General features: G+C 47.1%; 12 protein-coding genes. 4 read left to right on the top strand and 8 right to left on the bottom strand.

Annotation, left to right across the window (positions count from 1 at the left end; all coding sequences use genetic code 11):
• The first annotated feature begins 94 nt into the window (after positions 1 to 94).
• A complete protein-coding gene (locus tag L0M14_RS00635; RefSeq protein WP_235120202.1) occupies positions 95 to 376 on the top strand; it encodes a hypothetical protein in 282 nt (93 codons plus the stop codon).
• Between the two features lie 159 nt (positions 377 to 535).
• Here the strand turns inward: L0M14_RS00635 and L0M14_RS00630 are convergent, their stop codons facing one another.
• From L0M14_RS00630 to L0M14_RS00600, 7 genes are all read right to left on the bottom strand, one after another.
• Positions 536 to 1,054 (bottom strand): phage tail protein, encoded by a 519-nt coding sequence (locus tag L0M14_RS00630; RefSeq protein ID WP_235120201.1) that lies wholly within the window; start codon positions 1,052 to 1,054, stop codon positions 536 to 538.
• Positions 1,055 to 1,073: 19 nt separating this feature from the next.
• The gene (locus L0M14_RS00625; RefSeq protein ID WP_235120200.1) at positions 1,074 to 1,574 is read right to left on the bottom strand and encodes a phage tail protein; all 501 of its coding nucleotides are present in this window, start codon (positions 1,572 to 1,574) and stop codon (positions 1,074 to 1,076) included.
• A gap of 22 nt (positions 1,575 to 1,596) precedes the next feature.
• Complete coding sequence (locus L0M14_RS00620) at positions 1,597 to 2,106, bottom strand: phage tail protein (RefSeq protein ID WP_235120199.1); 510 nt, start codon at positions 2,104 to 2,106, stop codon at positions 1,597 to 1,599.
• Between the two features lie 93 nt (positions 2,107 to 2,199).
• Complete coding sequence (locus L0M14_RS00615; RefSeq protein WP_235120198.1) at positions 2,200 to 2,496, bottom strand: DUF6916 family protein; 297 nt, start codon at positions 2,494 to 2,496, stop codon at positions 2,200 to 2,202.
• A gap of 48 nt (positions 2,497 to 2,544) precedes the next feature.
• Positions 2,545 to 3,009, bottom strand: coding sequence for a GNAT family N-acetyltransferase (locus L0M14_RS00610; RefSeq protein ID WP_235120197.1), 465 nt, complete (start codon positions 3,007 to 3,009; stop codon positions 2,545 to 2,547).
• A gap of 172 nt (positions 3,010 to 3,181) precedes the next feature.
• Positions 3,182 to 10,453, bottom strand: a complete 7,272-nt coding sequence (locus tag L0M14_RS00605; protein WP_235120196.1) for an S-layer homology domain-containing protein — start codon at positions 10,451 to 10,453, stop codon at positions 3,182 to 3,184.
• 823 nt (positions 10,454 to 11,276) lie between these two features.
• Positions 11,277 to 11,486 (bottom strand): hypothetical protein, encoded by a 210-nt coding sequence (locus L0M14_RS00600; protein WP_235120195.1) that lies wholly within the window; start codon positions 11,484 to 11,486, stop codon positions 11,277 to 11,279.
• 37 nt (positions 11,487 to 11,523) lie between these two features.
• Here L0M14_RS00600 and L0M14_RS00595 point away from each other — a divergent pair, with 37 nt between their 5' ends.
• Together L0M14_RS00595 and L0M14_RS00590 are read left to right on the top strand one after the other, a co-directional pair.
• A complete protein-coding gene (locus L0M14_RS00595) occupies positions 11,524 to 13,191 on the top strand; it encodes an S-layer homology domain-containing protein (RefSeq protein WP_235120194.1) in 1,668 nt (555 codons plus the stop codon).
• A 203-nt stretch (positions 13,192 to 13,394) separates the two neighbouring features.
• Entirely contained in the window at positions 13,395 to 13,586 is a 192-nt protein-coding gene (locus L0M14_RS00590) for a hypothetical protein (RefSeq protein ID WP_235120193.1), read from the top strand.
• Between the two features lie 112 nt (positions 13,587 to 13,698).
• On the opposite strand, the gene L0M14_RS00585 is transcribed toward L0M14_RS00590, so the two are convergent.
• Complete coding sequence (locus L0M14_RS00585) at positions 13,699 to 14,172, bottom strand: GNAT family N-acetyltransferase (protein ID WP_235120192.1); 474 nt, start codon at positions 14,170 to 14,172, stop codon at positions 13,699 to 13,701.
• A gap of 282 nt (positions 14,173 to 14,454) precedes the next feature.
• On the opposite strand from L0M14_RS00585, the gene L0M14_RS00580 reads away from it, so the two are divergent.
• Entirely contained in the window at positions 14,455 to 15,888 is a 1,434-nt protein-coding gene (locus L0M14_RS00580) for an FAD-binding protein (protein WP_405031013.1), read from the top strand.
• Positions 15,889 to 15,894: the final 6 nt, after the last annotated feature.

Raw genomic sequence — 15,894 nt, 5'->3', positions numbered from 1 at the left:
AAGACCCCTCAAAGCGAAACTTTGCATTCGTGGAAACTTCAGGCACTTTGCGGGCCGGGGAGCCCCCATTTTAACACAGGAGTTGAATCTGTTTATGAAAAAGGAAATTTCCGTACACTTCAAGGTTATCCACAAGGACCATAGTTCAATATTAAGAGGTATCTTCTTCTTGGAAGAAAATCAACAGCCTAGCTTGCTAGATTATGAACAGTGTCTGCGGGATTGCGGTCATGATGTGATGCTGATCGACAAAGAACATGAAATCTTCAAAGCCTATCGGCCTGGCGAGGAATATCTTATCCATATTCTGCATGAAGAGAATGATCCGATCCGGGATGCTGCGTTGGAGAATATGGCGAGGAGCTTGATGAGGTAGCCTAGAACCCGTAATCCAGACAATCCGCAGACCATTGCAAGAGAACACTTTCCCCTTTCAACATCCAACTAATTTGCTGTCCATAAGAAAACACTCTTTAGCCCTCATCCGAGTCATGAATCGCCTCGATGTTGGTGCTAAAGAGTGTTTTTGATATCTTTATGGCTTAGGCGGATAATTGCCTTCCAAGCAAATAATGAAGTTCATCGCAACAAAGGGCTGCATGTTATTATGAGGCTGCGACGCGCCCGTAACTCCCAGCGCCAACGGGCTTAGCGGAGTATCGATATTCATGGAATATATCGCTTGTCCTCTCCCTGCAGCTGAGCTTGCCCACACCGCTTGTGTTGGACTAGCTCCAGTCGGCGTGAGTTCCGCATTGATTGCGTGGGTATGATTTGGAATCTGCGTCTCGTCAAGCGTTACTGTCGCCGATCCGCCCAATTCTCCGACTGTACGAGGCGTTAGTCCAGGACCTGTGCCTTGATGCACCGGAGCGGCTCCGCGGAAATCTGGCAGCGCAAAAGTTGTAGTACCGTTTCCACCGTATATAGCTCCAATAATCGAGAAAAGTGCCGGATTCTGTGAAACAGGCAGCAGACTTCCATCACACAGCGCCCATCCACTTGGTGCGTAATTACCTGCAAATATGCGAATTTCTCCAAGATAAGGATCCATAAACCTTCATTCCCCCTAGTTAGCTTCTTGGCGGGAAGATTCCCGTTAATGCGATACAGTAGTTTAATGTCGTATACGGCTGCATGTTACTATGCGGTTGGCTGCCGCCGCTTACTGATAAGCTGGAAGCACTCATTACATCATTGGCTGTAGCTTGATACAGATTATAGTCGTTTGAATTCGTCCCCCATGTTGCACCAGTTGGCTTAAAGGAAATTGCCGTATCGGAGCCGCCGGTTGCTTGGTGCGTATGCATCGGCATTTCATTAACCGTCAACGTATGGGCAGCTTCGCCGCTATTTGTTCCATAAGGCACACTACTGCTTCTGTGAATCACTACCTTGCCCTGCAGGTTTGGAAGAGCGAAGGTCGTTCTGCCATCTCCTCCGTATGTCGTGCCGATGAGTGAAAACAATGCCGTATTTTGCTGGATAGGCAGTAACTGCCCATTGCACATGGCCCAGCCTTTAGGTGCGAAATTAAATGAAAATGCCCGGATTTCAGCCAAAAACGGTTCCATGGTACTCCCTCCTTGTTCTCAATTAATATTGGCTTGGAAAAACGCCCTCAGTAGCAATCATGAAGGTTACCGTCAAAAACGGCATCATGTTATCATGAGACTGATTGCCCCCTACGGAGCTGATTGCTGCCGGATTCATTGCCGTGTTAGGCGCTGTCGTAGAGTACGGCGTCACGTTGCTAGCAGAGCTCGTCGCCCAAAAGGCGTTCGCAGGGCTTGCAGATGTCCCCGTTACGTTGGAAGCATTAGGAATGTGCGTATGGACAGGCATTTGATCTGAAACTAATGTGACCTTCTCCGTCCCTGCCATTTGCCCAAGCGTGTATCCATTGCCCATGTGAATGGGAAGTCTTCCTCTAAGATCAGGCACAGCAAATGTGGTTTGGCCGTCCCCGCCGTAAGTAGTCCCAATTAAAGCAAATAACGCCTGATACTCATTAATATTCAGCAGCTGGCCATTGCACATTACCCATCCCACAGGGGCATAGGTGCCACTAAACATGCGAATTTCTCCTACATATTGATCACTCATAACACTGCTCCTCTCATAACCGTAGAATGGGACAGCTCACTGCCTGCAAGCTTGTCAACAAATTCGTTTTCTTTATCGACAGTCTTTGGCAGCTTACTCCCCCTGTTTAAGCAAGTTAAATACAGCCTCGTACGTATAACCCTCCGTATCTTTGCCAACCGGAACAAGCATCCAATCGACCGCGCCTAATGTCTCGTGTTGAAGGCCGTACAAATTCTGCTGAAGTGGAGCGGCTAGCGGACCTCTGAACAATAGGGAAAATTGTTCCACCCAATCATTCGTGCCCCTGTCCTCAACTTCCGTTAACTGCAAAGTCAGAGGCTCTCCCTGCGGTCCAACTAGCTGGAAGCTGCTGCCTCGCAAATTGACGGCCGCGGACAAAGATATCATTCAACACTGCCTCCCTTCTCAAGGTATGGATTCCGGATCATCTCTCCGCTACCTGTCATTCCAAACCATAGAAAGATAAGGAAAGCGCTCTCCATCCATCTGAAACCCTAGACGGGCATACAGGTGCTGCGCTGGATTGTGCTGGAGGACATGCAGGCGCATCTCTTTGCTAATCTCTCTGGATTTCTCTTGCAGGTCGGTAATCAATCGGGTACCAATTCCTTGATTGCGATAAGCCGGCAGAAGAATAATATCGACCAGAACAATCGCTTGTGAGGTTACAGCACTGGATATCTGACCAAGCCTTTCAGTACCTCTGTATATCACCTGCTGCTGCAGATCCGTGTACTGTGCGCGATAAGAACGCTGCTGAGTGTCAAATTGCATCCGCAAAAATGCATGCTGCTGTGCTCCGTCCCAAGCCAGAGCACTTAGCTCTTCCCGCCTAGATTCTGCGTACAACTCGTACAGAAATAACTCATCGCCCGCTGTGGCTGGCTCCAATCGAAGCATAGGGTCTCCCTCTCATTCACTTGATTTGCTAGACAATAGTAGCAGGTAATTAATGCCAAAGTCCTACATTCATATTGATGGAAAGCGCGAAAGTTGTCAATTATCTGAATACAAACAAAATCGTGTAAAAACCGGAAATTACACACATCCCCCAGTTTTTACACGATTCATGTTAGATTAATTCAGCTGCTTGCAGCATTCTTTTAACTAAGGCTGCACTTTCCGCCCGGGTGATATTGTCGGTTGGGCGTGCAAGCCCGCTACTGCCTTCAACGATACCCAGCTGGGCACATAGCGCCGCCGCGCTTTTTGCCCAATCTACAAATTCATTCTGGTCACTAAACTGACTAAGTTGAGCATTTACCCGATCTTCCGTTAATCCGTTGGATTTACCTGCGATCTGAAGCGCCCTTTGCATAATAACCATGGCTTCCTGACGAGTAATAGATTGATTAGGACCGAATTCCGACACGCTGTATCCTTGAATGAGGCCATATTCCTGTGCAATGGATACTGCCGTGTAGAACCAATCGTTTGGTGTCACATCCGTAAATGCAGGAGCTTCATGAGACTGTCGCAGTCCAAGTGAACGTACAATGATTGCTGTAAATTCAGCCCGGGTGATTTCTTGATCCGGATTAAAATGCGTATCATCTACGCCGTTGATCACCAGTCTGGACGCCATGTCATCGACATCTGCTTTCGACCAATGCTGCTCTACGTCAGCAAATGTTTTGTTATTGTAAATGACGGAATAAACACTGTTGGTCAAGCTGTTAATGACGGCATAATACTTCCCATTTGTATGGATAACCTTGGTTGGTACATGAACGAGTGTCCCGTCGGGCATTGCGACAACACCTGTTGTTATCTTTTTCGGATCCACACCATCCGGAATCTCGATGGTCCTCTCCACGAAAGCATTGAATTCACTTATCTCTACCTGCTTGCCCTTGTAGCTGCCCGTAAGCTTAAATTCTACTGGAGGAGCAATAATCGTCAAGCCGCCGTTCTTTCTATTCATGTTGACTACGATAGGCGTACTCAAAGATAAATTGTTTATTTCTACTTTTACTTCGATATCCTTTAGTGCCACCTGACTGCCAAGCTTGGATGAAATCTTATCAATCTTGATTTCTTCTGCGGGGATCGAGTAAGATGCGCTGCCGGTATCAACCTGTAGAATTGCCTCTTGATTCTCCATGTTTTTGACCATTTGACCGTTGAGAACCCCGAATACTTGATCGGAATCCTTCGTGAAAACAATTTTCACAGTAGATTTTTTTCCTTCGTGCTTGAGCTTCTCGTTTAATTTCTCTTCATCTACTGTAATCGTGGTGACTTTTCTTCCGGCTTCATTGGTGGTACTTTTCGCTGTAGCCAACTGGCCCTGTGGAACGCCGTTAACGATAATTTCAACCGAGTCGTTGTTTCCATTGTTTCCGTTGTTGCCGTTGTTTCCGTTGTTTCCGTTGTTGCCGTTATCAGATCCGTTTCCAGAGGAACCTGAGCCGCCCGATGAGTTTTTAATCCTGAACGTAACCGTTGTGCTGTTGCCAGCCGCATCGGTCACAACGAGTGTATGCCAGCCTTTTTGAGTGATTGTGGTTCCGCTTGTGAAAGGAGCATCGTCTAAAGTAGCTGTACCTTCATTAAAAGTAATCGTTGCTTCTCTATACGACTCTTGCTCAGCAACACCTGTCACCACCGGTGCTTTTTTATCAATTTCAAAAGCAACTGTCGTGCTGTTGCTCGCTGCGTCAGTCACGATCAGGGTATGTGTGCCTTCGGCACTCACGGTGCTGCCGCTTGTAAATGATGAGCCATCCAATGTAGCTGTAATTGTATCAGTTGTATCCATAAATGTGATCGTAACGTCGTGGTTATAGCTTCCGCCGTATACGACTCCTGTTACTGTTGGGACAGACTTATCGATCTTGAAATTTATGGTCGTGGAGTTTTCTGCTGCATCCTTTACGATTAATGTATGTTCACCTTCCACATTCACCGCATTGCCATTTGTGAATGGCGATCCATCCAGCGTTGCTGTGCCTTCATTAAATGAGATCGTTTGATCCACATTGTAAAGCCCATTCTCTGACACTCCGGTGACCAACGGCGCCGTCTTGTCGATCGTAAAGGTGTTCGTTGTGCTATTACCCGCCATGTCCGTTACGATCAACGTATACGTGCCCTCTGCGCTCACGGTGCTGCCGCTTGTAAAAGGGTTACCGTTAAGATCTGCGGTACCTTCGTTAAACTCGAGGGTTAGGTCACTATTGTAGTAACCTGATTCATAAACAAACCCTGTTACTGTTGGAGCTGTCTTATCAATCTCAAAGTTGATCGTCGTCGTGTTGCCTGCTGCATCTGTAACAATCAACGTGTGGGCACCTTCCGCGCTCACGGTGCTGCCGCTTGTGAATGGCAAGCCATCCAGCGTCGCTGTACCTTTATTGAACGTGATCGTTTTATCTACGTTGTACAATCCACTATCCGTAACTCCGTCAACAGCCGGAGCCGTCTTGTCGATCGTAAACGTGACCGTCGTGCTGTTGCCTGCCGCATCCGTCACAACCAGCGTATGAGAGCCTTCTGTGCTCACTGTACTTCCGCTTGCAAACGCTGAACCGTCCAACGTCGCTGGTCCATCGCTAAACGTGATCGTTACATCACTGTTATAGCTTGAATCGTAAACCACACCGGTTACCGTCGGCTTCGTCTTATCGATCGTAAAGTTTACCGACGTCGCATTGCTTGCCGCATCCGTTACGATCAGCGTGTGCGCGCCTTCCGCGCTCACTGTGCTGCTACTCGTAAACGCTGAGCCATCCAGCGTCGCTGTCCCTTCATTAAACGTGATGGATTTATCCACGTTATACAATCCACTGTCCGTTACGCCCGCGACGACAGGTGCTGTCTTGTCGATCGTAAACGTAATCGTCGTGCTGTTACCCGCTGCATCTGTTACGACCAGCGTGTAGTCGCCTTCTGCACTTGCTGCGTCTCCGCTTGCAAATGCTGAACCATTTAACGTCGCCGTTCCGTCACTCAGTGTAATCGTACGATCCGTGTTGTAGCTTCCTCCGTTCGATACACCAGTTACCGTCGGTGCCGTCTTATCGATCGTTAAGTTTACCGTCGTCGTGTTGCCTGCCGCGTCCGTAACGACCAGCGTGTGCGCGCCTTCCGTGCTCACTGTGCTGCTACTCGTAAACGCTGAGCCATCCAGCGTCGCTGTGCCTTCATTAAACGTGATGGATTTATCCACGTTATACAATCCACTGTCCGTTACGCCCGCGACGACAGGTGCTGTCTTGTCGATCGTAAACGTAATCGTCGTGCTGTTACCCGCTGCATCTGTTACGACCAGCGTGTAGTCGCCTTCTGCACTTGCTGCGTCTCCGCTTGCAAATGCTGAACCATTTAACGTCGCCGTTCCGTCACTCAGTGTAATCGTACGATCCGTGTTGTAGCTTCCTCCGTTCGATACACCAGTTACCGTCGGTGCCGTCTTATCGATCGTTAAGTTTACCGTCGTCGTGTTGCCTGCCGCGTCCGTAACGACCAGCGTGTGCGCGCCTTCCGTGCTCACCGTGCTGCCACTCGTAAACGCTGAGCCATCCAGCGTCGCTGTCCCTTCATTAAACGTGATGGTTTTATCCACGTTATACAAGCCACTGTCCGTTACTCCAGTGACGACAGGTGCTGTCTTGTCGATCGTAAACGTAATCGTCGTGCTGTTACCCGCTGCATCTGTTACGACCAGCGTGTAGTCGCCTTCTGCACTTGCTGCGTCTCCGCTTGCAAATGCTGAACCATTTAACGTCGCCGTTCCGTCACTCAGTGTAATCGTACGATCCGTGTTGTAGCTTCCTCCGTTCGATACACCAGTTACCGTCGGCGCCGTCTTATCGATCGTAAAGTTTACCGTCGATGTGTTGCCTGCCGCGTCCGTTACGATCAGCGTGTGCGCACCTTCCGCGCTCACTGTGCTGCTACTCGCAAACGCTGAGCCATCCAGCGTCGCTGTCCCTTCATTAAACGTGATGGTTTTATCCACGTTATACAAGCCACTGTCCGTTACGCCAGTGACGACAGGTGCTGTCTTGTCGATCGTAAACGTGATCGTCGCGCTGTTACCCGCCGCATCTGTTGCGACCAACGTGTAGTCGCCTTCTGCACTTACTACGTCTCCGCTTGCAAATGCTGAACCATTTAACGTCGCCGTTCCGTCACTCAGTGTAATCGTACGATCCGTGTTGTAGCTTCCTCCGTTCGATACACCAGTTACCGTCGGCGCCGTCTTATCGATCGTAAAGTTTACCGTCGATGTGTTGCCTGCCGCGTCCGTTACGATCAGCGTGTGCACACCTTCCGCGCTCACTGTGCTGCTACTCGTAAACGCTGAGCCATCCAGCGTCGCTGTCCCTTCATTAAACGTGATGGTTTTATCCACGTTATACAAGCCACTGTCCGCTACGCCCGTGACGACCGGAGCCGTTTTGTCGATCGTAAACGTAATCGCCGTGCTGTTACCCGCCGCATCTGTTGCGATCAGCGTGTAATCACCTTCTGCACTTACTGCGTCTCCGCTTGCAAATGCTGAACCATTTAACGTCGCCGTTCCGTCACTCAGTGTAACCGTACGATCCGTATTGTAGCTTCCTCCGTTCGATACACCAGTTACCGTCGGCCCTGTCACGTCGATTGTAAAGTTCACCGTCGTCGTGTTGCCTGCCGCGTCCGTTACAATCAGCGTGTGCGCGCCTTCCGCGCTCACTGTGCTGCTACTCGTAAACGCTGAGCCATCCAGCGTCGCTGTGCCTTCATTAAACGTGATGGTTTTATCCACGTTATACAAGCCACTGTCCGTTACGCCCGTGACGACAGGTGCTGTCTTGTCGATCGTAAACGTGATCGTCGCGCTGTTACCCACCGCATCTGTTGCGACCAGCGTGTAATCACCTTCTGCACTTACTGCGTCTCCGCTAGCAAATGCTGAACCATTTAACGTCGCCGTACCGTCACTCAGTGTAACCGTACGATCCGTGTTGTAGATTCCTCCGTCTGTCACTCCTGTTACCGTCGGCCCTGTCACGTCGATTGTAAAGTTCACCGTCGTCGTGTTGCCTGCCGCGTCCGTTACAATCAGCGTGTGCGCGCCTTCCGCGCTCACCGTGCTGCCACTCGTAAACGCTGAGCCATCCAGCGTCGCTGTGCCTTCATTAAACGTGATGGTTTTATCCACGTTATACAAGCCACTGTCCGTTACGCCCGTGACGACTGGCGCTGTCTTGTCGATCGTAAACGTGATCGTCGCACTGTTACCCGCTGCATCTGTTGCGACCAACGTATGAGAGCCTTCTGCGCTCACTGTACCTCCGCTTGTGAACGCTGAACCATCCAGCGTCGCTGTTCCATCACTGAATGAGATTGTGCGATCGGTGTTATAACTTCCGCCGTTCGACGCTCCCGTTACCATCGGCGCTGTCTTATCGATCGTAAAGTTCACTGTCGTTACGTTGCTTGCCGCATCCGTTACGATCAGCGTGTGAGCGCCTTCCGCGCTCACCGTGCTGCTACTCGTAAATGCTGAGCCATCTAGCGTCGCTGTTCCTTCATTAAATGTGATGGTTTTATCCACGTTATACAATCCACTGTCCGATACGCCCGTGACGACAGGTGCTGTCTTGTCGATCGTAAACGTGATCGTCGCACTGTTATTCGCTCCATCCGTCACAATCAGCGTATGAGAGCCTTCTGCGCTCACTACACTGCCGCTTGTGAACGCTGAACCATCCAGCGTCGCCGTTCCGTCACTGAATGAGATTGTGCGATCGGTGTTGTAGCTCCCCCCGTTCGATGCTCCTGTTACCGTCGGCGCCGTCTTATCGATCGTAAAGATCACTGTTGTTACGTTGCTTGCCGCATCCGTTACGATCAGTGTGTGCGCACCTTCCGCGCTCACCGTGCTGCCGCTCGTAAATGCCGAGCCATCCAGCGTCGCTGTGCCTTCATTAAACGTGATGGTTTTATCCACGTTATACAAGCCACTGTCCGTTACGCCCGTGACGACTGGCGCTGTCTTGTCGATCGTAAACGTGATCGTCGCACTGTTACCCGCTGCATCCGTTGCGACCAGCGTATGAGAGCCTTCTGCGCTCACTGTACCACCGCTTGTGAACGCTGAACCATCCAGCGTCGCTGTTCCATCACTGAATGAGATTGTGCGATCGGTGTTATAACTTCCGCCGTTCGACGCTCCCGTTACCGTCGGCGCAGTCTTATCGAGCGTAAAGTTCACTGTCGTTACGTTGCTTGCCGCATCCGTTACGATCAGCGTGTGCGCGCCTTCCGCACTCACCGTGCTGCCGCTCGTAAACGCTGAGCCATCCAATGTGGCTGTGCCTTCATTAAACGTGATGGTTTTATCCACGTTATACAATCCGCTGTTCGTTACTCCAGTGACAATCGGAGCTGTCTTGTCGATCGTAAAGTTCACCGTTGTCGTATTGCCTGCCGCATCCGTTACGACTAGAGTATGGGCTCCTTCCGAACTCACCACGCTGCCGCCTGTAAACGGCGAGCCGTCCAATGTCGCCGTACCCTCATCAAATGTGATTGTCCTGTTGTTACTGTAGCTACTACCTTCTGTCACCCCAGTGACAACAGGAGGCGTCGTATCCGTCACGCCTGCAATAATTAATTGCGGCTTATAGGTTGCATTTTCGTATGGATATATCGTAAAATATGCTTTCTTTTTTTGCGATGAGTTTTGAGGAATCCCTGTCAACAAGAAGGTAATATCTGAAACATGTTTGTTTATGATTCTATCCTTTACATAATCTGTCACATCAAAATTCAAGCATCCTAAAAGTGGGGCGTTAGTATTTGTATCTGGTATACAGCCTATAGAAGTTGTATCTACAGTAGATGCATCAATGGCACCTGTGTCGTATGCAACACGTTTTTCTGGAAGTGAATTTAACAGAACATCATTATTATTTGTCGGAAAGTTCGCTGGATTACCCCCGAGATCTACTGACCAAGATGTATTGTCTGATGCATCAACAGTTACATTAACCTCTTGCTTCGTAGCAGAATTCTGAATAACAGATACATAAGGAATGAAGACCCTTAACGTCACCGAAGTAATTGTAGACGGCATACCGTTATTCAATTGGTCAAAATTAATAGCTGTCTTCTGATTATCAAATTCATTATCAGGACCCACAGCGTTCACTTTAATATCTGTTCCACCTGGAACGAACTGTGCCGCACTGTACCCCCCTGGGTATGTGAAAGTATTATCAATAAATACATCCTTATTGGCGTACCTCACTACTTCTCCACTTGCTTGCGCCTTCTGTACACCCCATATAGGCTGTAGCAAAGTAAACACAAGCAAAAATACTATTATTGCAGGGAATCTCTTAAACATCTCTCCACCTCACAGCAAATATCACACATTTTAGACAGCAAAAAAATTTTTCACATCATGAATACATCCAAGGCCTTCTTGCCTTTACCTTGGCTTAAGGACTGGATTTTCTCAGAATAAATATTCATAAATCTAGTAGAGAACGCCAAAAAGGAAACTAACAAGCAGAATTCTAGTTAGGGAAGTCGTAGATGTTTAAGTACTGCTGTGGAATTTAATGCTTAGATAATTCGTTTACTTTTTTTGCTTTCATCCATAAAATTGTTATTCATTTCCCATATTCTTTGAAGGAGTTAACTAGTCTGGAGGGATTTGAGAGCGGGACATACGATGAAGGAAATTACTAAATTTGGACTTGCACCACGAATGATTTTATCGGCGATAGCTTTTGGGGTAGATTGCTAATCATTCTAAACTATGCAGGAAGCAGAAAAGAATTCATTCTGTTCATTAAAAAACTATCAATATACAATTTACCTCCAATTCATCTAATCTATGCCTTAAGTTCTACACCCAAAGAACTGCCTTTGGGACTATTATAACTCTATAAAAATAGAACGTACAAGAAAAAAACAGCATTTAAAAATGTTGTTTTAATATTACAAAAAATGGCTAGTTATTTGACCTCTTACCAAGGTTCTGTTGCTTCGAATAAACCATAGGCCAACAAATGCCGGCTAATTCTTAAAAGACAGCACCTTGTTATTATTCGACTTTTTTCGAGTTTGATATTCAAATTTCGACATATGATGACGATACTATATTCTGTTGCGTTTCAACTATTCCTAATAGAAAGGAGCCCGTAGTCAATTCAGGGACCAACTTAGAAGGCTCGGCAACAAACCGAGCAATTCATCATGAAAGGAAATGTATGTGGAATGTTTTCAAATTTTAAAAGACAGTTCAGCGCTGTACTAGTAACAGCATTGATGTTTAGTTCTGTACCGGCGGCCATCGCAACCGCTGCCACACCACCAACAGACGATACTTCAACACCTGCACTTATCAGTACAACAATTAGCATCTCAAGCATAGGCAGTCCATCCTTAGATGGAGAACCTGCTACCTTTATGGCGACAATATCGCCTCATGCTTGGGGTGATGTAACAGGTACAGTGACATTTAAGGAAGGAAATACTGTGCTAGGCACAGCTTCCATAAGCGGAGATCCAGGTCATTTTAATGAAGCTTATTTCGCTGCGAAAGGCCTGACTGTCGGAGATCATCAAATTACAGCTGAATATAGCGGAAACGGCTCGTACGGCCCTAGTACCACATCTAGCGCAATTACACAAACAGTAGCCACGGATGTAGCACCTACTACAGCAAGACCAACTGTGACAACAGTAGAAACTTATAATAACCCCTCCATGTACGGGGTACCTGTGTATATTAGTATCAAAACAGAAACAAATCCCCGGACTTCTGGAGAGATTTCCGGCGCTGTAGTGCTGATGGATGGCGACACCGAATTAGCTACGCTTGCCATGGAGCCGCAAGGTATTTCAAATGGATATGCGAGAGCTAGCTTTAATGCAACCAATCTAGCACCTGGAGACCATCCGCTCACAGCTAAATATTACGGTGATAGAAGAAATGGTACGGTTAATAGTGTCTCCGAGGTCTACGTACATACTGTACTAGGAAATGGTGGCCAAACAACCGGCACGGTTACTGGCCGCGTGTATGGTGAAGTAACCGGCTGGGTCTATGGCGCTACTGTTAAAATCGGTCAAAAGAGCACGACTACCAATGCTGAAGGTGCATTCACCTTAAGTAACGTTCCATCGGGGACTCAGACGGTTACAGCAAGTGCCTATGGATACGTGGACAGCTACAAAAGTGTTTCCGTACCTTCGGGTCAAAGCTACAATGCAGGAACGATCACGTTGTATGTTTATGGCGAGCAGCCCCCTAAAAAGAAACATTCATCATCTGAATCTGCCCCATCACCAGTGCCAACAGATCCAGAAGATACCAAAACAGAAGATGGTTCTAAAGCGCTAGAGCCTGCGCCAACAACAGTGGGCTCAGACGAATACCAAGACCCTAACGATATTTTCAGAAGTCGTGTTGTGAATAGTGACAGTAATGTGATCACTGGAGTTGAAGCTAGAACGGCTCAAATACTCAGCAAAGGCGGTAACCTAGTTGCGCTGAAGTATAATGACGTTGACCGACACTGGTCTCTCCCTTCCGTTGAAAAGCTAACAAAGCTTGGCGTTCTTAATGGATATCCTGACGGAGGCTTCGAGCCGGATGATCAGATCACACGTGCTGAATTTGCAGCGATGATCGACCGTGCTTTTGTTGGTATGGCTTCGCGAAAAGTAACTTTCAAAGAGGAAGATTTCGCAGCATTTAGCGATATTAACGGTCACTGGTCTACGAATAACCTCAAGAAACTAGTAGCTGTTGGGGTATTAACTGGATATGAGGACGGTACGATCCGACCGGAACAGACCATCTCCCGTCAAGAAATGGCCCTCATGATCACTCGTGTTTTGAATGCATATATCCTTAAAAAAGATACATCGAAGGTTCAATTTACTGATCTAGATGGAGCCTACGGTACAGAGGCAATCAAGAAGACAACTGCTTTGGGCATCTTTGACGGTACGAGTGATCATACGTTCGCCCCAAACAGCGGAGCAACGCGTGCTGAAGCCATCGAAACCATCATTAAGACTTATAGCTTGAGCCCCTCTATCAAAAAAGCATTAGAGAGCTTAAAGTAATTCACTTGATTTGTAGTTTAATTAAGTTTTCGGAAACCGCTAGCGAACCATATCGCTAGTGGTTTTTTGGGCATTCTCTCCTGTGTATGCCCAGACCCCCAAACGTTATTTCGCTCCCTTTTAAAATACCCCGTTTGGGTTATTTCGAAAGATTCTTCTTATGCTAAAATTATATTCATACCATTTCGGAGGAGGTGCTTACATTGTCAGAAGATAAAAAGACGGTTGAGCAAGACCACAAGACAGAAAAAGTAATCGAGATAAACGATCTTGAGCAAGAACTCTCTAACAAAGAGATGCAGGAAACTAAAGGTGGCGTCACTGTGAATAAAGGCCCACGGATACCCGTCTCTGATTATTCCAAATCAAGAGCAGCTCGCGGTCGGATAGGTTAATCACGCGTTTACCAAATGAATATACGACTGACATCCAGTCATTCAAACAGCGGCAGCCATGGACCAACAAACGTCCTGAACTGCCGCTGTTTTATGTAGCGATATCGTATCTTTAACGTGAGGTCTGCTTAAGATGCATCCTCATAATGGGGAGCTTCCAATCAGGTCGCACAGTCGAAGAAGCTTCTCCAATTACTACTGCCCCGAATCCTTCATAAAATCCCACAGCATTCGGATCACTCTTTATTCGAATATATGGAAAGCCGTTATCCATCGCTACTTGTATAGCGTGTTTCATCAAGCGTTTCCCGTAGCCCGACTTAATTGCATTCGGATCAACAAATAACCAACATAATTCCGCTTCATCATTTGAGCTTCCCCTTAACTCATAAAAACCTTTAATTCTGTTCTGGGCTTCGATAACGAAAACCCAACTCCCCGAAATGTTTTCTACCTTTATAGTTAAATCGTTCTTAGCAAGCAACATGTATGCCGAGTCATACCCCCAATATGCTTTTGACCTAAAGGCAATATCGCTTAGGGTATCCGCCTCTGCAGGTAGAGCCTTTCTAATTATTCCTTCCATTGATGGCCTCCCATCCTGGTGCCCAGTCATTCTTTTCTGATGTTTGCGTTCTATATACTTCTATTTTCATTTCGATCCCTCCTGCGTAATTTTTGAATCTCCCTATGAATTGGTTTAACCTAAACCTATTATTTATCCATAATTTATCACAATAAATGAAAGACACGGTTCAGATCGATCTCCATAACTGCATCCCTCTACGAAAAGGATATCTCCCTATAGCGGCGAATTGAATATCATCGTTTCACAGGAGAAAGGAGCAGCATCTCGTTGGCTATGCAAATGAAAAAAGGAATCGCGTTATCGATTCTTGCAGCGCTATGCATGCTTGAATTCATTCATACGAATTCCCCCGACCAAGATCCATACACGATAACCGATTACAGTCGTCTGCATCCAATAAAAGTAGAACGAGTAGTCAAAGGACAAGAAATTGAGCAGCTTGTATCGCTTATTAAGGAAGCCAAGCAAAAACATTTGACGATATCGATTTCCGGGCAGCGTCATAGCCAAGGCGGGCATACGTATTATAAAGACGGCATTGTCATTGATATGACTTCTTTTAATAAAATCTTGTTTATCGATCCGAATGCTAAAAAGATTCAGGTTCAAGCAGGTGCCACCTGGAATGATATTCAGAATGCGATTAATCCATACGGGTTAGCGATTAAAACGATGCAATCCCAAAATATTTTTACCGTCGGAGGATCGATCAGCATTAACGCCCACGGCCGGGACATACGTAACGGTTCGATGATCAAGAGCGTAGAGTCGTTTCATTTGTTGACTGCAGACGGCCAAATCAAGCGGGTAAGCCGGACGGAAAATGCGGACTTGTTTCCGCTAGCTCTTGGCGGGTACGGGTTATTCGGAATTATTTTGGATGTCACCCTAACACTTACGGATAATGAAATGTACACCACGAAAGTAGACAAAACGAACGTTGATGAATATCCTGCCTACTTTATGAATCAGGTTAAAGCCAACCCCGACATTCACATGCATATCGCGCGAATTTCCGTGGCTCCAGAGAGCTTTCTTACCGATATGTACGCGATCAATTATCAAATCGATCGCAATGTCCCCTTGCAAGGTCATGATCAGCTCAAAACTCGAGAAGAGTGGGTTACCTTGACGAAGCTAATGTTTAACATCAATCGCTCCTTCTCTTGGGGGAAAAACGTGTTCTGGAACTTACAAGAACCCATTTTCTCCAAGCAACAAGGCAGCTCCGTCAGCCGTAATAATGCGATGCGTTCCGAATCTGCCTTTATGGAGTATACGCAACCGGAAAAGAATGACCTTCTTCAGGAATACTTTATCCCCGTTCACGAGTTCTCAGGCTTCGTTGACGATATGAGGACCATTTTGCGTGAGGAGGACTTAAATCTATTAAACATTACGGTCCGGTACGTGAATCAAGATCAAGAAGCGACGCTGTCCTATGCAACGGATAATATGTTTGCGCTGGTTTGTTTGTTCAATGTTCCGCTCTCGGATCAAGGACAGGATCAGGTTAAACATAGCATTCAACACATCTTGGATAAGGTTATCAAGCATCACGGAACTTATTATTTGCCCTACGCTGCTTATCCAAGCCTGCAGCAATTTCGCTTGGCCTACCCGAATCAAGAGTTGTTTTTCAGGAAGAAGGACGAGTACGATCCGACTCATCTGTTCATGAATTATTTTTACGAGGATTATAAAGGAGAGTAGGCCTGC

Origin of the sequence: Paenibacillus hexagrammi (assembly GCF_021513275.1) — a bacterium.
Classification (GTDB): domain Bacteria; phylum Bacillota; class Bacilli; order Paenibacillales; family NBRC-103111; genus Paenibacillus_E; species Paenibacillus_E hexagrammi.
The sequence above is the reverse complement of the archived record's forward strand: the minus strand, read 5'-3'. Positions and strand labels throughout refer to the sequence as shown.

Excerpts from the sequence above, each read along its gene's own strand:
- L0M14_RS00620 (WP_235120199.1), bottom strand. The coding sequence starts at position 2,106 with ATGAGTGATCAATATGTAGGAGAAATTCGCATGTTTAGTGGCACCTAT.
- L0M14_RS00625 (WP_235120200.1), bottom strand. The coding sequence starts at position 1,574 with ATGGAACCGTTTTTGGCTGAAATCCGGGCATTTTCATTTAATTTCGCA.
- L0M14_RS00610 (WP_235120197.1), bottom strand. The coding sequence starts at position 3,009 with ATGCTTCGATTGGAGCCAGCCACAGCGGGCGATGAGTTATTTCTGTAC.
- L0M14_RS00635 (WP_235120202.1), top strand. The coding sequence starts at position 95 with ATGAAAAAGGAAATTTCCGTACACTTCAAGGTTATCCACAAGGACCAT.
- L0M14_RS00595 (WP_235120194.1), top strand. The coding sequence starts at position 11,524 with ATGGCGACAATATCGCCTCATGCTTGGGGTGATGTAACAGGTACAGTG.
- L0M14_RS00585 (WP_235120192.1), bottom strand. The coding sequence starts at position 14,172 with ATGGAAGGAATAATTAGAAAGGCTCTACCTGCAGAGGCGGATACCCTA.
- L0M14_RS00600 (WP_235120195.1), bottom strand. The coding sequence starts at position 11,486 with ATGCTTGAGATGCTAATTGTTGTACTGATAAGTGCAGGTGTTGAAGTA.
- L0M14_RS00580 (WP_405031013.1), top strand. The coding sequence starts at position 14,455 with ATGAAAAAAGGAATCGCGTTATCGATTCTTGCAGCGCTATGCATGCTT.
- L0M14_RS00605 (WP_235120196.1), bottom strand. The coding sequence starts at position 10,453 with ATGTTTAAGAGATTCCCTGCAATAATAGTATTTTTGCTTGTGTTTACT.
- L0M14_RS00615 (WP_235120198.1), bottom strand. The coding sequence starts at position 2,496 with ATGATATCTTTGTCCGCGGCCGTCAATTTGCGAGGCAGCAGCTTCCAG.
- L0M14_RS00630 (WP_235120201.1), bottom strand. The coding sequence starts at position 1,054 with ATGGATCCTTATCTTGGAGAAATTCGCATATTTGCAGGTAATTACGCA.